The following is a 19780-nucleotide window of genomic DNA, read 5'->3' on the forward strand; positions in this document are numbered from 1 at the left end:
TTTACAGGCTGTTGGATCCCCCACTTAAACATCTTGATTTTATCTGTTGTTTTGAAGTGGGGGTCTTACAGCCTGTTAATACGGGATAAAATTGCAAAACTGTCTGATAAGCGTGCAAATGCACCACCCTTCAGACAGCCTCGTATTATTTATTATTGCTGGGAAGATGAATGTACTTGGTCAAAATTTTCTTTAAAATTTTTAAAAGAGCGTTCAAAAATTTTAATAAAATCCTCGCCGTAAATATTGCGAATAACCGCCATAACATCTAAAAACTCTGGGAATCTACCATATATTTCGCGCAAAGGTAGAGAGCCATCTAAAATGCAGTGTGGTGTGTCGTGATAGTGTTCATTCATTGAAATGATTAACTGTGAACCGGCTTCTGTTAACTCCACATATGTATTGCGCTTATCATCATCGCGCTTTGAAAATTTCAATAAGCCACGCTCTTCTAATTTTTTTGAAAAATTAAAAGCTGTAGAAACGTGCATTACACCAAATTTTGCAACATCTGAAATAGATGCGCCTTGTAAATGAAACGAAATCCATAAAATATGGTGTTCGTTTATATTTAAGTCATATGGTTTAATCCAAAGTTGCCAATCCTTTTCCACAGCCTTCCATAAAGCTTTAGATAGCTGGGCAGTTCTTTGGCTATAAAGCATTGCTTCTTTCGTTGTATATAATTGTTCAGACAAAATCTTCACCTTCTTCTTTCGTTGCAATTTTAAAATATTATAGCAATAAAAGAAAAAAGTTTAAAGTTTGAAAAATAAAATAATTACATTCATCAAGAGAAACATCTAAAATTATTAAAAATAATAATAAAATGAATATCTTTCTTCGGTCGGATGGTTCTTTATACCTGTTTTTGTTTCTCGTCTTTTTCAGTGAATTGCGATAGATTTTGCTCGATTTCGCCGATAGATTTCTGTAATCCTTCGATTTCTTGTTTTAATAGAGCCGTTTCTGGTTCAATTTGCTGTTTGAAGCTTGTGAATGATTGCGATAATTCTTTTATTATTTGAGGAATATTGTTTTTTACTTCATTTGATAAATTACTAAAAGATTGCTTGACATTTTTTGTTTGAAAATTAACGTCGTTTAAGCGTTCCTTCGTACTTGTTGAAAAGCTTGTAATATTCGTTCGCAGCTGTTTGCCTGATTGTGGGGCGGATAAAATCGTGGCAATCGCACCACCGACGATTCCAGCAGTTAACCCAATTAAAAATGGCTTGGCCTTCATAAAACATCTCTCCTTAATTCTTTTATATTTATATTAAACCATTTCGTGTATTGATTATACAAACGATAGGGGGATGGGGCGTCCCAAAAGCGTGCCGAGCCACTGCTTTTGCAACATTTCAATCGTGCTTCTTGAAAGTAAGAAGCAGCGAGAATATGATAGGCTTGGGATTCGGAGGCTTTTCCTTTCATTAAAACAAATAAAGCATCCAATAAGCGGTGCTTTGCACGCTTTTCGGATGCTTCTTTTTTATTTTACGCATGTGATACGGACGTTTTGAAGTTTGAACGCTTTAGTAATTTGCTGACAATCGGGAAAATGATTGCAAAAGCAATTGCGTTTAAGGCAGTTGCTGGTAATACGACTGTTGCAAATAACACTGAAAAATCAATTGGTACTTCTGTTAATAGCAGCGCCATTGTTAAAAATGTTGTGCCAGAAATAATTGTTCCAGTAGCTACTATGATAATGGATACGGCTGCTTTTTGAACGCTATGACGTAAAATCAGTACGATGATTAAAAAGACAAAGCCTGTTACTGCTTTATCAATAATGTTAGGTACGAAGCCACCCGGGAAAGTTGAAAATAGCCCAGATAGAACGCCAGTTGCGAGCGATAATAAAAATGTTTCCTTCAATGTTGGGAATAGTATAATTCCGATAAACATCATTGTTAGCATAAAGTCAGGCTTCATGCCACCATTAAAACCCGGGATAATCACATAAAGTGTGGCACCAATCCCAACTAACAGCGCCATTAATACTAAATTTTTTGTATTCATTTGTCTCTTCTCCTCTAAGCTATGCTCATTTAATTTGGCATTTTCCTAATATGCACTCGTTGCTATTAGCGAAAACTTACATTTTATTGTACGAATAATTTTATAAAAAAGCAAGAAAGAAAATTAATTACGCTCCTGTTAACTCTCGTCCAGATTTTTTCGAGCTAATTGTAAAAACGTCGCGTCCTGTGCCAACGGTTAACTAACCTACGGCTTGCAGCCTTCCTTTAAATTCTGTGACATCCGCCGGGCTCTCTTTTTTAATTATTTTCTTGCACATCCCGCCTTAGAGAGAAATGGGGGACTTCGGCTCAATCGAATTAGATGAATTCACGTATCGCTTCAGCAGCCTCTGCTAGCTCTTCTTTAGAAGGCTGTGTTGTTGTCCAAACTAAGCGTAAGCCATCCGTCTCATCGTAGCGTGGAATGAAGTGCAGGTGATAATGGAAAACAGTTTGTCCAGCAGCAGCTCCGTTATTGTTTACTGTGTTTAAACCGATAGGATTGAAGGCTGATTGAATTGCTTTTGCTACTTTCGGTGCCGCTGCGTATAAGTAGCTAGCAACATCTTCAGGCATTTCAAATAAATCACGGCAATGCTTTTTCGGAATTAATAATGTATGACCTTTTGTTAAAGGCATAATGTCCATAAAAGCGTATACATGCTCGTCCTCATATACTTTTATACTTGGGATAGACCCGTCAATAATTTTACAAAATAGGCACTCACTCATTGTTTTTGCACTCCTTCATATAAAATAATCAAATTGTACATATATTTTAGCATATATGAACTGCTTGTTCTGCTTATTTTTGTTAAACTAAACTGAAGAGATAGGAGTGACATTTCATGACAATTTTACAAGTGACGAACGTAACAGGTGGCTATACGCGTAAGCCTGTTATTAAAAATTTATCTTTTACAATTGAAAAAGGAGAGCTAGTGGGCTTAATCGGGCTCAATGGCGCGGGCAAAAGTACAACAATCAAACATATTATCGGCACGCTTTTACCGCAGGCAGGAGAAATTCGCCTGAATGGTGTGACGCTAAAGCAAAATATGGATGAGTACCGAAAAGCTTTTTCCTATATTCCTGAAACGCCAATTTTATATGATGAGCTGACATTGAAGGAGCATTTAGAGCTTACTGCGATGGCTTATGGCTTGGATGAAAAAACATTAAAGGAGCGCTCTGCCTATTTATTGAAGGAATTTAGAATGGAGAAGCGTTTAAATTGGTTTCCTGCGCATTTTTCAAAGGGGATGCGGCAGAAGGTGATGATTATGTGTGCCTTTTTAATTAACCCGGCACTTTATATTGTTGATGAGCCATTTGTTGGATTAGACCCGCTCGGTATTCAATCTCTTTTAGAGCAAATGGATGCGAAGAAGCGAGAGGGTGCTTCCATTTTAATGTCAACACATATTTTATCAACGGCAGAAAAGTATTGTGACCGAATTATTTTATTACATGAGGGACATGTGCGTGCACAAGGGACGATGAATGATTTACGCGCGGCGTTTAACATGCCAAATGCGAGCCTAGACGATTTATATATTGCAATGACAAAGGAGCAAGACAATGAACAACATGCATAATATATGGAAGATGCGCTTCGGGCATTTTGTTAATGAAGTGCAGAAATATATGCGCTTTATTGTGACGGGTCATATTGCAATTGTTTTCGTTTTCGTTGCAGGAGCAGCAGGCTATCAATATAGTGAATGGCTGAAGGTAGCCCCAGCTAGCTTCCCTGCCGAATGGCTAGTAGCTGCCACTGTTGGCATTTTACTTGCATTTAGCCGCCCGACAACGCTTATAAAGGAACCAGACCAAGTTTATTTATTGCCGCTAGAAACACAGATGCCCGTCTATTTTAAAAAGGCTGTCAATTGGACGTTTTGGTCCCAGCTCATTATCCCTGCTGTTGTGTATATTGTTACGATACCACTTTTAAAAACGGTGACGGAACTATCGTCATTGCAAATTTGGCTAGGTCTAGCCTTTATCATTGCTTTAAAGTATTTGAATGTCGTGATTGAGTTCAATTATCGCTTTGCTAACCGTGGACAGGCCATTGTGGTGGATCGTTTAGCAAGGGGGTTATTATCAATCTTAGCCATTGAAACAGCACTCACATCGAGCGTATATTTGGCAGCAATTTATCTAATCATATTTTTTGCATATAAAATGTCGCTACAAAAGAGAGTAATAGGGCAGCCTGTACCGTACGAGCATTTTGTGCATTTGGAGCAAAATCGGATGTTGCGCTTTTACCGTTTTGCTAACTACTTTACAGATGTACCTCATTTACGTGGTACAATTCGTCGACGTGCTTGGCTGGATAGTGCTTATAAATGGATTGTATTTTCGAGTAAAAACACACAGCTTTATTTAGTATTCCGTACATTTATTCGGACGGACGACCATTTTTATTTATGGCTGCGCCTAACTGCAATTGCCGCAGTAATTACAGCTTTTGTTGATATCGCAATCGTGGCATGGATTGTTGTGGCAGCACTTGCCTTTGCGACAACATTGCAATTAAAGGTAGCGCTGCTATCGAATGGCGAGTTTCGCATGGATATGTTATTCCCAATTGCTCCAACACAGCGTTTGAAAGCTGTCGAAAAGCTATTGCGTATAACGAGTGTAGTACAGTCCATTATTGTAACACTCTGTGCAATCGCTCAACCGCATTTTTATATGATTCCAATTATTATCATTGTCGTAAGTGAATTAACGCTACGATTATCGAAAAAATAGCGAATTTGCGGAAATGTACAATAAAACTTGTAAAACGCAGAATAAATGAATAGTAGGCGCGGGTTGCTGAGTTTCACGGAATTAAGGAGCAAGGAGTTGCCCGAAAAGTCCATTTTGCTTTGCCACCGCATTGAAATCAATGTTTTCATCGCTTTCCTTTTACAGAGGGATAACGCTGCTAAAGCCAATGTTCCTCCCATTTTTAAAAGAGGCATTTTCTGTTTATAGGAATCTACCTTATGTGAAACATCATCGCTACTGTCCAAAATGCCGGCTATGCACGGCTTTTTGGACAGCCCCCGCTATTCTTATTCTTCGTCAAGGGGAGCAGCGTATTTTGTTACATAGCTTGCGCCGCTAAAGATGTTTTGGGCAGGCGAAGTGGCTGGGCGTTCGCTATGGGCTTTTTTAAAGGCCTGCGAGGATTGCCATGCTTCGAAGGACGCGGGGCCAGCCCATTGTGTGAGAACGATGTACGTATCAGAATCTAATGGTCGTAGTAGCCTAAATGCAATAAAGCCGGGTTCCTGTTCGATTGCGCCAGCGCGATTTAAAAAGCGGTGCTCGAAAACAGGACGACCTTCATCGGAGACAGGGATATTGTTCATAACGAAGTAACCCTTTTGGTGTAATTCTCCCACTGCATCAAGCACCTCATATTTGCGCGGTACTGCAAATACCGATTTTTTCTTATCACTTTCTTGAATGAGCACAGTATTGCCTTCACCGTGCATAATGAAAATGGCTTCATCGGCATGCTTCGCTCGTACTTTCTCCATAAAATCTGCTGTGCCAGAAGTAAAGTAAATATACATATTGAATCGCCTCCGTTTTACATGATTACCTCCATTTAAAGCTATTGAAACAATATTTGTCAAAACAATGCTTATAGAAACAACATTTTTATGACATTTTAATAAGAAAACTATACAATAGACTGTGGACAGCTTACTATTGATAATGGGTATCAATGGATTGAGTCAACAGTAATAAAATTGAGGGGAAAGGAAATTAAGTAAATATGAAAACATTTAATGATACATTGCTAAGAGCAGCGCGCGGGGAACGTACAGAACACACGCCAGTATGGTATATGCGACAAGCAGGGCGTTCGCAGCCAGAGTACCGAGAAATTAAAGAAAAATATTCGCTTGAAGAAATTACAATGCAGCCAGAGCTATGTGCTTACGTAACTCGTTTACCTGTAGAGCAGTATGATGTGGATGCTGCTATTCTTTATAAAGATATTGTCACGCCATTACCAGGAATCGGTGTGGATGTGAAAATTAAAGCGGGTGTTGGACCAGTCATTTCTAATCCCATTCGTTCTGTGCAAGATGTTGAAAAGCTAGGGGAGTTTAATGCACAGGAGCACACACCTTACGTATTAGAAACAATTAAAATGCTGACACAAGAGCAATTGAGCGTACCGTTAATCGGTTTCGGTGGTGCACCGTTTACATTAGCAAGTTATATGATTGAAGGCGGCCCTTCACGCAATTACGCAAAAACAAAATCTTTCATGGTATCAGAGCCGCAAGCTTGGTTCACTTTAATGGACAAGTTGGCAGATATGATTATTGTTGATATTACTGCGCAAGTCGAAGCGGGTGCGAAGGCTATTCAAATTTTTGATTCGTGGGTAGGCGCATTGAATGTAGCTGATTATCGAATCTTTATCAAGCCTGTTATGACGCGTATTTTTAGTGAGCTACGCAAATTAAATGTACCACTTATTCAATTTGGTGTAGGCGCTAGTCATTTAGTAAATGAATGGCATGATTTACCGATTGACGTAGTAGGCTTGGATTGGCGCTTATCCATTCAAGAGGCGCGCGCGAAAGGTATTACAAAGCCAGTACAAGGAAATTTAGACCCGACAATGCTAGTAGCAAGCTGGGATGTACTTGAAGCGAGAGCGAAGGAAATTATCGATCAAGGTTTAGAGGCATCTGGCCATATTTTCAACTTAGGCCATGGCGTATTCCCAGACGTTGAGCCAGCAGTTTTGAAGCGTCTAACTGCGTTTATTCACGAATATAGCCGCGAGCAAATTGCGAAGCGCGGATAAAGTGAAACTTCAATTAGTGGGGGTTTTTCTCATCCCCTACTGATTGTTAGTTGAACCAATTAGGCATTTACGGGCAGTTGATTTCCCACTTATCCTTATGCTGATTTCACTTAAGTCTTGAAGTGGGCGTCTTACTGCCCGTTAATGCGGGATAAATTAATCTATTGAAGAGGTGACACGCATGAAACAAGTACGAGGATTATTAGTAATGGCGTACGGTACGCCATATAAGGAAGAAGATATTGAACGCTATTATACACATATCCGCCATGGACGTAAGCCAGCACAAGAGGATATTGATGATTTAGCAGAGCGCTATCGTGCAATTGGTGGTATTTCGCCATTAGCAAAAATGACGGAGGCACAAGCTAATGCATTATGTGCACGCTTGAACGAAGTGCAGGACGAAGTAGAATATAAAGTATTTATCGGCTTAAAGCACATCGAGCCATTCGTGGAAGATGCAGTAGAAGCGATGGAAAAAGAAGGTATTACGGATGCTGTTTCAATCGTATTAGCACCGCACTTCTCTACATTTTCTATTAAATCCTATAATGGACGTGCACAGGAAGCGGCTGAAAAACTAGGCGGTACTTTAACAATTAAATCAGTGGAAGCTTGGTATGATGAGCCGAAATTTATTAAATATTGGCAGCAAGCAGTCGATGGTGAACTAACAAAAATGTCTGAGGAAGAGCGAGCAAACTGCTGTTTAATCGTTTCAAACCATTCCCTGCCTGAGAAAATTAAACTTGCTGGCGATCCGTATGAAGAGCAGTTAATTGAAACAGCACGTTTAATTAAAGAGGCGTCAGCAATTGAAAATATTGCAGTAGGCTGGCAGTCAGAAGGAAAAACCCCAGAACCTTGGTTAGGACCTGACGTACAAGATTTAACACGTGATTTATTTAAAGAGCATGGCTATAAAGCATTCATTTATGCTCCAGTTGGATTTGTTACAGAGCATTTAGAGGTGCTATATGACAATGACTTCGAATGTAAAGTAGTGTGTGATGAGCTAGGCGTAGGCTATTATCGACCAACAATGCCAAATACACACACATTATTTATTGATGCAATGGTAGATGCCATTAATAAAAAATTAGCATAAAAAATGTGGCTGTCTGAAAAGTAGGTTACTGCCTACCTTTCAGACAGTTGTTTGCACTTTGAATGGTGAGATGCCATTTAAAAAGGCTTACGCACTTGATAAAGGTCTGTAATTTAATTCTAGTGTGGCTACTAGTCACTATTTAGAAATCAATTATGCCTTGGCTAATTTTTGCTAAGATTTTTGGTTATTCCCGACAAGCATAGCTAAATTAAGCTATTAGCCAATTAATACCTTGTAAAATTTGAAGCATTTGCCAGAGGCCTTATCTTGATTCAGCAGGAGTTTGCACGCCTGCGAAAGTGAGTGTTAATGAACATTCATCTTGTCATCTATAGAATTAGAAATCTTCTTCTGAATCAAGATAAAGGATAGTAAAATGCGATACTTATAATAAGAGAGTGATGATAGTGACGAATAGAAAAAAACGGAGGATTGTTGTTGTTGGTGGAGGCATCACTGGATTATCCGCAGCCTTTTATTTGCAGCAAGAAGCGAAAAAAAATAATTTACCAATAGAAATTATAGTAATTGAAGCATCATTGCGCCTTGGGGGAAAAATTCAAACATTGCGTAAAGATGGTTTTATAATTGAGCGAGGTCCCGAATCGTTTTTCGACCAATCTGGTAGCGTGCGTAATTTGGCTGCTGATTTAGGTATTGAGGATGAAATTGTTCGCCATAATACAGGACAAGCCTATGTCGCAGTTGGGGGCGAGTTATACCCTATTCCAAGTGGTATTTTACTTGGGGGAGCGCCCGAGGTATCTTCGTTTATAACATCCGGTTTAATTTCGCTTACAGGTAAAATCCGAGCGATTGGTGATTTATTATTACCGAAATCGCCTGAAAAAGAAGATGAGCCAATTGGCGATTTTTTTAGACGCCGCTTTGGCAAAGAAGTAGTTGAAAATTTAGTAGAGCCATTATTAGCAGGAACATTTGCAGGAGATATCGACCATTTAAGTATTCAGGCGATGTTTCCGCAGTTTTTTCAGTTGGAAAAGGAGCATCGTAGCTTATTACTTGGGTTAAAGAAAAACGGCAAGCATTTGTATCCGCATGTAATCGGCGAGGAAGCTTATTATGAATCATTTCAAAATGGTTTGGAAACGTTAATAGAAGTATTAGAGGAGCAATTAGCAACGTGCAGAATTTTAAAAGGTGTGCGTGTAGAATCGATAGATAAAGCTTTAGATGGCACTATGACTGTACATGTAAACAATGGTGAGCCAATTCAAGCAGATTCCATTATTATGACTTCACCCTTTAATGTTGCGAAAGAAGCCTTTAAAGCACATAATTTAATGCAACATTTGCCGAATATGAATTATGCAACAATTGCTACTGTAACGATGGCATTTAAGCGCGAGCAAATTGAAAAATACAAGGATGCGATGAGCTTTTTCGTATCTAGAAACAGCGATTTTGTTATTACTTCTTGTACGTGGAGTAACCGCAAATGGGATAATGTAGCGCCAGATGGTTATGATTTATTGCGCATTTATATCGGACGTGTTGGGGATGAGGCGGTCGTAGAGCTATCTGATACAGAAATTGAAAAGACAGTATTACAAGATTTATGTCGCTTATTAGGCATTAAAGATAAGCCTCTAACAACTGTTGTAACACGCTGGAAGCAAGGGATGCCGCAATATACAGTTGGACATGAAAAGCGGCTTCATACAATGCAAGAGGAATTAATGCAGCAATTTCCGTACGTTCAATTGGCTGGAAGCTCCTATGAGGGTATTAGTGTCCCAGAATGTGTTGCCCAAGGGAAAGAAGCGGCAGAGAGCATGCTTACAAAGTTGTTTGAATATAAAGAGGGACAGTAGCGATGATGTTTCGCAAAATGTTGATTCATATAAACAGAGAACGCCTCTTTTAAAAATGGGATGAACATTGACTTTAGCAGCGTTATCCTTCTGTAAAAGGGAAGCGATGAAAACATTTATTTCAATGCAGTGTCAAAACAAAATGGACTTTTCGGACAACTCCTGAGTAATAGCAGGAGTATATCTGTTTTTTTATAAAGCTGTTTGAAAGGGTAATACTTTTCAAACAGCTTTATTTATTTAAATGGATTGTAGTTACTTTATCTTCCCACTGAATCGTGATTTCAACCGTAGAACCCTCTGTTGCATATGTGCAGCCCTTTGTAAAGTGAAATATCCCATTGTCGTCTAATGTTGGTGTGTCAGTTGTTTCGAATCCATGGTTAATTGTATATTCGATTTTCTCAGGTATAGGCTCATTGCCGATATAGCGAATATACCCTGAAATCTCAGCGCATTGCTCCTTCTTTATTTTATCATTTGTCACCTCGAAAATGACTTTCCAATTCTCATCTTCTCCTGCAAATGTCACTATTTTTGGTATGCAGGCAGATAAAAATAGTACAGCAATTATAATAATAAAAAAATGAAATTTCATAATGAACCTCCCTCCAATATTCAAGTGGCAAAAATTTTGTTGAGAAAAGTATACAGTAATTATAAGAATATCTAAATGCTATTTTTCATAAATTACTTTACTTTGCAATATACATCCACGAGTCATGGAGGTAATTATGGAAAAAAACGCTTTTATGTCAAAGGGGTTATTGATTACTTGGGGAATATTTATTTTATTATTGTTGTTTCTGATTTCGCCAATAGTAAACCATCTAACATCCTTTAGCACAACAACTGCTTCGTTATTAAATCTAAATACAATTTTTTTGAGTATTTTAATAGAAGCCCTGCCTTTTGTATTAATAGGGGTATTAATTGCAGGCTTTATTTCAATATTTTTGACAGAGGAGCATATTCAAAGATGGATTCCGAAAAGTAAATGGCTGTCAGTCTTGATGGGCTGCGTTGTAGGAGCATTGTTTCCTGCTTGTGAATGCGGCATAGTGCCAATAGTGAGGAGACTTATTACAAAAGGAGTGCCTATACACGCAGCTATTGGATTTATGCTGACAGGGCCTCTTATTAATCCTATTGTCATTATTTCAACTTACATGGCCTTCGGGAATGATATGAAAATAGCAGGGTTACGAATGATTCTAGGCTTTGCTATAGCGATGGTTATCGCGCTAATTATTAGTATATTATTTAAAGGTAATCAATTTAAAAAAGAGATATTACATGACAACAACGCTATAAAAACAGATAAAGAGCCTTTTTTAAAAAAATTAAACAACATGCTAAAACATGCGGTAGATGAGTTCTTTGATATGGGCAAGTATTTAATTATTGGTGCATTTTTAGCTGCTTTTGTACAAACTTATATGTCTACGAAGGCATTAGTTTCAATTGGAAATGACTTATCTTCCTCGTTATTAGTAATGATGGGACTAGCATTTATCCTTTCTCTTTGTTCTGAGGCAGATGCATTTATAGGTGCATCCTTTAGTTCAATATTTTCTACTCCAGCAATCCTATCATTTTTAATTTTCGGCCCAATGATTGATTTAAAAAATACAATGATGCTGTTAGGTGTTTTTAGAGTGAAATTTGTTATTTGGTTATTCATTTTTATCGCGTCAGTAGTTTATTTTAGTTTATTCGTATTGGCAAATTATATATAGGGGGGACAACGTGAAAATTAGCTATCGACAAGCTTTTAAAGCCTGCATTTTACTGTCATTTTCTGCGATGCTTTTTAGCCTGCATTGGACTGGTGAAATAAAAAAACTTATCAATCCTAAATACGGCAATTTAAGTATAGTAGCGGCAGTTTTATTTTTTATTTTATTTTTAGTACAGTTAACTAGAATTGCCGAAAAAAAGCACCATCATGACAAGCATTGCTGTTCTACACATGACCATGGAAACACGTCCTTCACTACAAGAAAAGCTCTTTCCTACACAATTATTATTATACCGATACTTACAGGCTTCCTTTTGCCAGCTCAAATATTAGGTTCTACAATTGCTGATAAAAAAGGAGGGGTGATGATGCTGACAAAACAGCAGCAAGCCAATATAGGAGATTATGTTAGCTCAAATAAACCGATTGTCGAAAACATATATGACCATGAGCCTGACCCAGCATTAATAGAGGGTAGAAAGGAAATGCAAGAAAATGAATATGAGCTTTTGAAGAAGGAGCTTTTTAAAAAAGCAAAAATCAATATGGCTGCAGAAGACTATATTATTTATTATGACGAAATAAATAATAATGTATCGGAATATATAGGAAGAAGAATTCAATTAAATGGTTTTATTTTGAAAGAAGAGGAATTCGCTCAAAATCAAATGGTCATATCAAGATTTTTTATTACACATTGCATTGCAGATGCTAATATAGTAGGTTTCCTTTCTGATTTCCCTGAAGCAACTTCTCTTGCTGAGGATACATGGGTTGAGGTAATTGGAACACTAGATATAACGGAGTTTGACGGGGCATATTTGCCAATTATTAAAATAGAGCAATGGGTAGAAATTCAAGAGCCTGAAACACCTTATTTATATCCTATCGATGTTTACAGCACTTCATAAATTGAGGCGTCCAAAAAGCTGTGTAGTAGCCGGCGTTTGGGACGCTTTATTTAGTGTTTCGGTAAAATATTGCCTCATTAAAATAGAGAAAACTTTCTCTCAATGCGTCATCGAAATAAAAAGGTCTTATTAGACAGCACTAGTTCAAGCTTCTCAACTAGAGTTAGCCTCGGTGTAATTGATTTAAAATGAGCTTAAGTAGAATTCTATGCACTTACTTAGCTGTTAGAAGATATAATGTTCATAAATTTACCGTAAGTTTTTCATCATTATTTCACAATTATCCAGTACGATGGAGTGGGAGGGTGAGTAGATGAAATATCAACTAACATGCATGATTGCTTTTGTATTGTTATTAGTTGGTTGTACAGGTGAACGCTATGCGAGCATTAATCCACATCAATCGTTCGTTGCAGCAGTGAATATTTTAGAGCCTTCAATTACTTTTTATGATAAACATGGTGAACTACTCACAACTTGGACGTTTGAAAAGGCATATACAGGTGCAATATTACTTCAACAAGATCGAGTTTTATTATATGGTCATCAATTGACAGAGGCTGATATTTATGAGCTATCCTCGGGAAAAAAGCTCGCGACAATAGAAACGGGTATTGGAACAACGAATGCCTATTACGCGAAAGACGAGCAAATGATTTTTTTAACGAATAGCCGGACGAATAGTTTAATGCGCTATAATTTATATGGTGAACCGGATGGAGAGCTTGCTTTACGCAACTATCCAATGTCGATGATTGCGCATGAAGGCTTGTTATATGTTGTCAATTACAAAGATACTGTTTTATCTGTTGTTTCAATGGAAGATTTAGAGTTGCAGGCAGAATGGCCGATTGAAAAATCATCACATGGCTTTGCGATAATTGATAACACGTTATTCATCGGAGGACATGGTGAAGGTATACGTCCAAATGAGGCGATAAAAGCGCTTGATTTAGCGACAGGTACCGAGCTCTATAGGCGAACAATGTCCATTATGCCTGTGGGCTTTGCGCAAAAAGAGGACGAGCTTGCGATTGTCAGTCATGGCAGCAATATGCTTTATGTGGCAGAACCAACAGGTGAAATTAAATGGAAATTAGAGGTAGGAGCAAATCCATTTGCGGTTGCTTATTTTAATAATTATATTATCGTTGCAGGCTACGATGATCATAAATTATATTTTATCAAGCAAGGTCAAATAGATGAAACGATTTCAACAGATAAAGGGCCGTTTCAACTGCTGGTAAGGGGGGATTCCTAAATGACAACGGTATTAATTGTAGATGATGAGCGGGATATGCGAAATTTGTTAGAAGTCGTTTTGCGCAAGGAGAGCATACAAACTATTACAGCGGCAAACGGCTACGAGGCATATGAGCAATTAAATAAACATCCCATTGACCTCATTTTACTAGATATTATGATGCCAGAACTTGACGGCTTTACTGTCTGCAAAACAATTCGACAAACTTCCAATGTGCCAATTATTTTTTTAACTGCAAAAGATGCGAATGAGGATAAAGTAAATGGCTTAACAATTGGAGCTGATGATTATATTGTCAAACCTTTTACTGCAAGTGAGGTTATTGCTAGAATTTTTGCTGTCCTGAGACGTTCAGAAACAGTGGATTTACAAGCAGGACAAAAGCTGCTCGTATATGGTGTGATTAAAATAGATGAAGTGTCGAGAAAAGTTTTCGTTCAAGATGTAGCAGTGCCATTAACATTAAAGGAATATGAAATACTTTATTTGTTTATGCAAAATCCTAATATCGTTTATTCGCGTGAGCAGTTGCTAGAGCGCATTTGGAATATGGATTATGCGGGGGGGACGCGCACAGTCGACACGCATATTAAAACATTGCGTTTAAAGCTTGGCAAACAATTAAAAGAGGCGAGTGAGTATATCCAAACGGTTTGGGGAATCGGCTATCGATTCGGAGAACCGTTATGAAAAAGCTGACGACAAAAATATGGGTATTAATGTGCAGCTTACTTATCGCGACAATTGCTTTTATGTATATTTTATCAAACTTCATTTATGAAGAGCTTTATGTTTCTGATATGGAGCAGTCGATGATAGAAGTAGGAGAAAAGCTGCAAACGATGTATCGTGGTGGGAAAGTGGACGATGCATTGATAGCACGCGTTGAGGACTTCAATGCGTATTCCCATTTTCAAATATTTGCGGTGCGCAATCCACGTGAATTAAGTGCTTGTGTACCGTTTGACATAGATTATGATACGCTCATTGGGCCGAGTGAGCGCGAGCAATTACTGCAAGGGCAGACGGTGACGAAGGTAGGCTATGAAAAGCGCTTCGATCGCCCTATTATTTCCGTCATACTGCCTTTTACTGAGTACAATCGCTTAGAAGGCATTATTTATTTATATTATCCACTAACAAAAATTAGCGAGTTAGCTAATACTGAAATTGGCTTCTTAATTGGTGGGGCTGCACTGTTTTCCTTATGTGTAGCTTTCTTTATAGCACAGGGGCTACGCCGTATTATGCGACCGCTTCATGAGGTGCAACAGGCAGCGGAAAAAATGACAGAAGGTAATTATGAGACAAGAGTGAATGTAGCATCAAAGGATGAGGTAGGTCAGCTTGCAGAGGCCTTTAATCAAATGGCATATGCTATCCAGCAGGAGGACGAGCAGCAAAAAACCTTTTTAGCGACTGTTTCCCATGAGCTCCGAACGCCTATTAGCTATGTTAAAGGCTATAGCGAGGCGATTGGTCAAAATTATATGACTGAGGAAGAACAGCGTGAAGCCATCCAACTTATTACGCGCGAGGCTAGTCGTATGGAGCGTTTAACGAATGAACTTTTGCAATTAGCGCGTACGACACAGGAGCAAGAGGAACTAGAGCTTTACCCGATTGCCCTAGCAGAAACAGTGCGTGAGGTGACGGCTATTTTACACGCTTCCGCACAGATAAAACAAATTGAACTACGTGAAACACTTGATGAGGAATTAATTGTTTTAGGTGATGAGGAAAAGTTAAAGCAAATTTTTATCAATATTTTAGAAAATGCAATTCGCTATTCTTCGGTAGGTTCAAAGGTGGAAATTACAACAGCTATTGCTGAGCGCTATGCACTAATTTCGATAAAGGATGCCGGTATTGGTATTCCAAAAGAGGATTTACCGCATATAACAGAGCGCTTTTATCGGGTGAATAAGGCAAGAAGTCGGTCAGATGGCGGCAGTGGACTAGGTCTATCAATTGTTGAGCAGCTTATTAAGCAGCACAAAGGACAGTTAACGATAGAAAGTGAATTAAGCATAGGCACATGTGTGCATGTGAAAATACCATTAATGGAGGAATAAATAATGAAAAAGTGGTTTTTAAGTTTATTAGCAGTACCAATGTTTTTAGTAGGCTGTAATGACGAGCCAGAAGTAGATACTTTAGACAACGGCGTTATGCCCCAGGAAATTGTAGTAGAAATTCAAACACCAGAAGCTGTCGCAGTGAATGAGGAAATCGACTTAATCGCTTATGTCACACAAGGAGAAGAAAATGTAGATGATGCAGTTGTTCAATTCGAGGTATGGGAATCGGGCTTAAGAGATGAAGGACATATGATAGATGGCAAGTTAGATAAAGATGGCGTTTATAAAGCGAAATTTAATTTTGAGCATGATGGTGTTTATTATATGTTTGCACATACAACAGCACGAAGCATTCATGTTATGCCGAAACAGCAAATTATTGCTGGTAGTCCAGATATGAGTAAAGTAATAGAAGATAATAGCGATAATTCGATGAACCATGGTGAGCATGGTGACGATGAGGACCATGGAGAAGATGATGAAGGTGGCCATTAATAAAGCATTCATCTCATCGTCTTATAGGGAAGGAAATTTTTTTTACTGAAACAAGATAAATACTTGCAAATTTTTTTGAGGCGTGTATAATAATGACCAGGTGACCAAAGTGGTTTTCTGGTCATTTTATTTTAAAAGATATTCTTTATGAAAAAGGGGGGAATGAATTGAATCGCAGACAGGAAATTTTAGAAGCAGCTACTAAGTCATTTTCTTTATTCGGTTATAAGGGAACGACAATGGAGCAAGTAGCTAAAATTGCAAACGTCGGAAAAGGAACGATTTATACATTTTTCTCTAATAAAGAAGAAATTTTAAAAGAAGTTGTCTTGTCGCTTATTAAAGAAATGAAAATCGCGATGGATGCAACAATTGATACAAATAAATCATTTACTGAAAATGGTCATAGTGTATTAATGAAAATGCTGGAATTTAGAGAGCGCCATGTCCTTTTTGCAAAATTGATTGAGGAAGAAAAGGAATTACGTACACCAGCAGTTAAGCAAATGCTTCAAGATATTGAAAGTGAGGGAGTTTCTTATATTGCTAGTCGCATTGAAATCGGCATTAACAAAGGTGAAGTGCATGATTGCAATGCGCCACTCGTCGCGTATTTATTGTTTAAATCTTATTTAGCATTCGTTGTAGATTGGCAGCAAATACATGATGAGCCAATGAGTGAAGACCAAATTTTGGCTATTTTTAAGCAAACGATTTTCAGAGGCTTACAGAGGTAATCGAAAAATCAGGGGGCGTCCGAAAAGCATGCAAAGCACTGCTTTTCAGACGATTCATTTATCCTTTATTAAAATAATGACCGTTTTAAAAGGTTATAAACAGTGAATCTAACGTCTTTTCCTTTGACTTTAAAATGGCTAAGTACAATCAACTTTTTGTTGTATCAAAGATGAGTCAGCTTTTCGGACAGAACTTTGATTTTTTATTACTCTAAAATGACCGTATGACGATTTCGGTCACTTCGTAAAAAGAAAGGTGATAACAGTGTTTAAATCTGAATGGTTGCAAATTTTCAAGACACGCAAAATGTTCATATCAATCATTGCAGTACTATTCATTCCAGTACTGTATAGCGGGATGTTTTTATGGGCATTTTGGAATCCTTATGCACAATTAACGAATTTACCTGTTGCGATTGTAAACGAGGATACTGGTGCAACATTTGAAGGGGAAACGATGCAGCTTGGTGAGGAGCTGACGGATAAGCTTGTTTCAAGTGAGCAATTTAAGTTTGAAGAAATAACAGCGGAGGATGCGGAGAAGCAACTTCAGGATCGTAATTACTATATGCTTATCCGCATTCCAGAAAACTTCTCTCAACACGCAACAACATTGCTTGACGAACAGCCATCAAAATTAGTAATTGACTATATTCCAAACGAGGGCTTTAACTTTTTAAGTGCTCAAATTGGTGAGACAGCCATGGAAAAGATTAAAATTGAAGTCAATTCGCAAGTAGCAAAAACCTATGCTGAAAAATTATTTACTTCCATTACGCAACTAGGCGATGGCTTTGCTGAGGCGGCTGATGGTGCATCTAAATTAGATGAGGGCGCTAAGGAAATTATGAATGGCGCTAATGATTTACAAGGCTATTTAGAGCAGTTAGCATCGAGCACAATTGAGCTTGCTGATGGTACGAGTGAGTTAAAGCAAGGCGCGCAAAAGGCAGCAACAGGAGCAACAAGCTTAGCTGATGGTGTAGCAAAGCTCGCACAAGGTAGCTCACAGCTCGCAGCAGGTGCAGATGAATTATCGACTGGCGCAAAGCAACTCGCACAAGGGATAAATAATTATACGGATGGCGCGGCACAAATTGCGGACAGCCAAAAAACATTAGTAGAAAAACAGCAGTCATTTAATGAAGGATTAGGCTCTTTAACAGAAAGCACAGGCAATTTGCAGGCTGGTGCCAATCAATTAAGTGATAGTGCAACAAAATTAAATGCAGGAATTGACTCGTTATCAGAGCAAATGCAACAAATTTTAGCGACACTACCTGCTGAAAAGGCAGAGAGCTTGCAGGCGACATTAACACAACTAAATGAAGGTAGTACACAATTGGTTGATGGCTTAAACAATTTAACAGTAAGTTCCAACTCATTGCAGCAAGGCGTTTCACAGTTAAATGAAAGCAGCAATCAATTACTTGCAGGTCAACAACAAATTACAGAAGGTGCAAATAATCTTGTAGCAAGTAGCGATGCTTTAAGTAGCGGAATTCATACAATTGTTGATGGTAATGCAGCGATTGCTGAAAAATTAAATGAATTAACAGAAGGTGCTAATGCAGCAAAAACTGGCGCTAACGAATTAGCAGCAGGCTTAAATACGGTCGTTTCTGGTACAGGTAAATTAAACGATGGCACATCACTACTTGCTGAAAAATCTGGTGAATTAGCTGATGGCTCTACTACTTTAGCAGAAGGTACGAAGGAACTTGCTGAAGGTGCGACAACATTAACGTCTAAATTACAAGAAGCAAGCGAAGAGGCTAATATTGACTCTAGTGATGCGAACTATGAAATGGTCGCACAGCCAGTAGATGTAGAGAAAACTGTAGTAAACCATGTACCTAACTATGGAACTGGTTTCGCACCATACTTTATTTCACTAGGATTATTCGTAGGTGCTCTATTAATTTCGATTGTGTTCCCATTTGTAGAACCCGCAGCTCGCCCGACAAATGCGGTTACGTGGTTCTTCAGTAAAGTTTCTGTACTAGCAGTGGTTGGTATAATCCAATCAGCGATTATAGTTGCAATTGTCGTTGGTATTTTAGGGCTACAGGTAGAAAGTTTGCCGTGGTTTATGTTAACAACAGTATTAACAAGCTTCACATTTTTAGCGATTATTCAAATGCTTGTATCAATTATGGGTGACCCGGGACGCTTTGTAGCTATCCTCATTTTAATCATCCAATTAACAACAAGTGCGGGTACATTCCCATTAGAATTAGTGCCAATGCCATTGCGCGCATTTAACCCATTCTTCCCAATGACGTACTCTGTGCAAGCATTTAAAGTAGCCATCTCCACAGGTGACACAGCCTTCTTAGGCTTCAACTTTGCCGTATTAGCGGGCTTTGCAGTTGTAAGCTTAGCAATTACGCTTGGCTACTTCGCATTAATTTTTACGCGTCGCTATTCGAAGCAAGAGGCATAATGGAAAGGGTACACCTTTTCAACCATAGCTTTTATAAAAGATATTTGCTGTAAATATGCGGGTGGTGACAATAAATTGTCACTATCTGCTATGGACAGTCCCTAGTCTAGAGGTGATGAATAAAAAGAAAAACAAAGAGAATTACTTGAATAAAAAATAGGTCTAAGATGATTATTTTCCGGTTTTATCCTCATCATGAATATAAAATTGCAAAAGGCAGCAAGAGGGCGAATGAATATTTGCCTTCTTGTTGCCTTTTATGTGTAAGCAGTTCATTTATAGAATC

The 19780-nt window shown here is 38.3% G+C and carries 19 protein-coding genes; 13 read left to right on the forward strand and 6 right to left on the reverse strand.

What is annotated here, in order from left to right:
• Positions 1-152: 152 nt before the first annotated feature.
• The 4 genes from MHB51_RS16000 to MHB51_RS16015 form a co-directional block, all read right to left on the reverse strand.
• Positions 153-701: an HTH-type transcriptional regulator Hpr gene (locus tag MHB51_RS16000; RefSeq protein ID WP_066167242.1), complete on the reverse strand. Its 549-nt coding sequence runs from the start codon at positions 699-701 to the stop codon at positions 153-155.
• A gap of 161 nt (positions 702-862) precedes the next feature.
• Positions 863-1249 (reverse strand): YtxH domain-containing protein, encoded by a 387-nt coding sequence (locus tag MHB51_RS16005; protein ID WP_342558563.1) that lies wholly within the window; start codon positions 1247-1249, stop codon positions 863-865.
• A 254-nt stretch (positions 1250-1503) separates the two neighbouring features.
• Positions 1504-2031, reverse strand: coding sequence for a tryptophan transporter (locus tag MHB51_RS16010; protein WP_066167236.1), 528 nt, complete (start codon positions 2029-2031; stop codon positions 1504-1506).
• Positions 2032-2351: 320 nt separating this feature from the next.
• Entirely contained in the window at positions 2352-2765 is a 414-nt protein-coding gene (locus MHB51_RS16015) for an HIT family protein (protein WP_342558564.1), read from the reverse strand.
• Between the two features lie 116 nt (positions 2766-2881).
• On the opposite strand from MHB51_RS16015, the gene MHB51_RS16020 reads away from it, so the two are divergent.
• Together MHB51_RS16020 and MHB51_RS16025 are read left to right on the forward strand one after the other, a co-directional pair.
• Positions 2882-3631, forward strand: a complete 750-nt coding sequence (locus MHB51_RS16020; protein WP_342471928.1) for an ABC transporter ATP-binding protein — start codon at positions 2882-2884, stop codon at positions 3629-3631.
• Positions 3615-4799: an ABC transporter permease gene (locus tag MHB51_RS16025; protein WP_342558565.1), complete on the forward strand. Its 1185-nt coding sequence runs from the start codon at positions 3615-3617 to the stop codon at positions 4797-4799. Before MHB51_RS16020 ends, MHB51_RS16025 begins: the two co-directional genes overlap by 17 nt.
• Positions 4800-5107: 308 nt before the next feature.
• Here MHB51_RS16025 and MHB51_RS16030 read toward each other — a convergent pair whose 3' ends face one another.
• Positions 5108-5614 carry an antibiotic biosynthesis monooxygenase gene (locus MHB51_RS16030; RefSeq protein ID WP_066167224.1) on the reverse strand — a complete coding sequence of 169 codons (507 nt, stop codon included), beginning with the start codon at positions 5612-5614 and terminating at the stop codon, positions 5108-5110.
• Positions 5615-5820: 206 nt separating this feature from the next.
• Here MHB51_RS16030 and hemE point away from each other — a divergent pair, with 206 nt between their 5' ends.
• From hemE to hemY, 3 genes are all read left to right on the forward strand, one after another.
• Entirely contained in the window at positions 5821-6870 is a 1050-nt protein-coding gene (gene hemE / locus MHB51_RS16035) for a uroporphyrinogen decarboxylase (protein WP_066167221.1), read from the forward strand.
• Positions 6871-7051: 181 nt separating this feature from the next.
• Positions 7052-7981: a ferrochelatase gene (hemH, locus tag MHB51_RS16040; RefSeq protein WP_342558566.1), complete on the forward strand. Its 930-nt coding sequence runs from the start codon at positions 7052-7054 to the stop codon at positions 7979-7981.
• A 404-nt stretch (positions 7982-8385) separates the two neighbouring features.
• Positions 8386-9819, forward strand: a complete 1434-nt coding sequence (hemY, locus tag MHB51_RS16045) for a protoporphyrinogen oxidase (protein ID WP_066167213.1) — start codon at positions 8386-8388, stop codon at positions 9817-9819.
• 232 nt (positions 9820-10051) lie between these two features.
• Here the strand turns inward: hemY and MHB51_RS16050 are convergent, their stop codons facing one another.
• The gene (locus tag MHB51_RS16050) at positions 10052-10417 is read right to left on the reverse strand and encodes a hypothetical protein (RefSeq protein WP_066167210.1); all 366 of its coding nucleotides are present in this window, start codon (positions 10415-10417) and stop codon (positions 10052-10054) included.
• Between the two features lie 136 nt (positions 10418-10553).
• Here MHB51_RS16050 and MHB51_RS16055 point away from each other — a divergent pair, with 136 nt between their 5' ends.
• The 8 genes from MHB51_RS16055 to MHB51_RS16090 all read left to right on the forward strand — a co-directional run bounded on the left by MHB51_RS16055 (position 10554) and on the right by MHB51_RS16090 (position 19494).
• Positions 10554-11558 (forward strand): permease, encoded by a 1005-nt coding sequence (locus tag MHB51_RS16055; RefSeq protein WP_066167205.1) that lies wholly within the window; start codon positions 10554-10556, stop codon positions 11556-11558.
• Between the two features lie 10 nt (positions 11559-11568).
• Entirely contained in the window at positions 11569-12471 is a 903-nt protein-coding gene (locus MHB51_RS16060; RefSeq protein ID WP_342558567.1) for a TIGR03943 family protein, read from the forward strand.
• 313 nt (positions 12472-12784) lie between these two features.
• Entirely contained in the window at positions 12785-13732 is a 948-nt protein-coding gene (locus tag MHB51_RS16065) for a YncE family protein (RefSeq protein ID WP_342558568.1), read from the forward strand.
• A complete protein-coding gene (locus tag MHB51_RS16070; protein WP_342558569.1) occupies positions 13733-14425 on the forward strand; it encodes a response regulator transcription factor in 693 nt (230 codons plus the stop codon).
• The gene (locus MHB51_RS16075) at positions 14422-15810 is read left to right on the forward strand and encodes a HAMP domain-containing sensor histidine kinase (protein ID WP_066167193.1); all 1389 of its coding nucleotides are present in this window, start codon (positions 14422-14424) and stop codon (positions 15808-15810) included. The genes MHB51_RS16070 and MHB51_RS16075 overlap by 4 nt, the downstream gene beginning before the upstream one ends.
• Before the next feature lie 3 nt (positions 15811-15813).
• Positions 15814-16311 (forward strand): FixH family protein, encoded by a 498-nt coding sequence (locus tag MHB51_RS16080; protein ID WP_066167191.1) that lies wholly within the window; start codon positions 15814-15816, stop codon positions 16309-16311.
• 167 nt (positions 16312-16478) lie between these two features.
• The gene (locus tag MHB51_RS16085; protein ID WP_342558570.1) at positions 16479-17048 is read left to right on the forward strand and encodes a TetR/AcrR family transcriptional regulator; all 570 of its coding nucleotides are present in this window, start codon (positions 16479-16481) and stop codon (positions 17046-17048) included.
• A gap of 265 nt (positions 17049-17313) precedes the next feature.
• A complete protein-coding gene (locus tag MHB51_RS16090; protein ID WP_342558571.1) occupies positions 17314-19494 on the forward strand; it encodes a YhgE/Pip domain-containing protein in 2181 nt (726 codons plus the stop codon).
• The last annotated feature ends 286 nt before the right edge of the window (positions 19495-19780 follow it).

This window comes from Metasolibacillus sp. FSL K6-0083, from assembly GCF_038630865.1.
GTDB lineage: Bacteria > Bacillota > Bacilli > Bacillales_A > Planococcaceae > Metasolibacillus > Metasolibacillus fluoroglycofenilyticus.

Excerpts from the sequence above, each read along its gene's own strand:
- MHB51_RS16005 (WP_342558563.1), bottom strand. The coding sequence starts at position 1,249 with ATGAAGGCCAAGCCATTTTTAATTGGGTTAACTGCTGGAATCGTCGGT.
- MHB51_RS16010 (WP_066167236.1), bottom strand. The coding sequence starts at position 2,031 with ATGAATACAAAAAATTTAGTATTAATGGCGCTGTTAGTTGGGATTGGT.
- MHB51_RS16015 (WP_342558564.1), bottom strand. The coding sequence starts at position 2,765 with ATGAGTGAGTGCCTATTTTGTAAAATTATTGACGGGTCTATCCCAAGT.
- MHB51_RS16020 (WP_342471928.1), top strand. The coding sequence starts at position 2,882 with ATGACAATTTTACAAGTGACGAACGTAACAGGTGGCTATACGCGTAAG.
- MHB51_RS16025 (WP_342558565.1), top strand. The coding sequence starts at position 3,615 with ATGAACAACATGCATAATATATGGAAGATGCGCTTCGGGCATTTTGTT.
- MHB51_RS16030 (WP_066167224.1), bottom strand. The coding sequence starts at position 5,614 with ATGTATATTTACTTTACTTCTGGCACAGCAGATTTTATGGAGAAAGTA.
- hemE (WP_066167221.1), top strand. The coding sequence starts at position 5,821 with ATGAAAACATTTAATGATACATTGCTAAGAGCAGCGCGCGGGGAACGT.
- hemH (WP_342558566.1), top strand. The coding sequence starts at position 7,052 with ATGAAACAAGTACGAGGATTATTAGTAATGGCGTACGGTACGCCATAT.
- hemY (WP_066167213.1), top strand. The coding sequence starts at position 8,386 with ATGATAGTGACGAATAGAAAAAAACGGAGGATTGTTGTTGTTGGTGGA.
- MHB51_RS16050 (WP_066167210.1), bottom strand. The coding sequence starts at position 10,417 with ATGAAATTTCATTTTTTTATTATTATAATTGCTGTACTATTTTTATCT.
- MHB51_RS16055 (WP_066167205.1), top strand. The coding sequence starts at position 10,554 with ATGGAAAAAAACGCTTTTATGTCAAAGGGGTTATTGATTACTTGGGGA.
- MHB51_RS16065 (WP_342558568.1), top strand. The coding sequence starts at position 12,785 with ATGAAATATCAACTAACATGCATGATTGCTTTTGTATTGTTATTAGTT.
- MHB51_RS16070 (WP_342558569.1), top strand. The coding sequence starts at position 13,733 with ATGACAACGGTATTAATTGTAGATGATGAGCGGGATATGCGAAATTTG.
- MHB51_RS16075 (WP_066167193.1), top strand. The coding sequence starts at position 14,422 with ATGAAAAAGCTGACGACAAAAATATGGGTATTAATGTGCAGCTTACTT.
- MHB51_RS16080 (WP_066167191.1), top strand. The coding sequence starts at position 15,814 with ATGAAAAAGTGGTTTTTAAGTTTATTAGCAGTACCAATGTTTTTAGTA.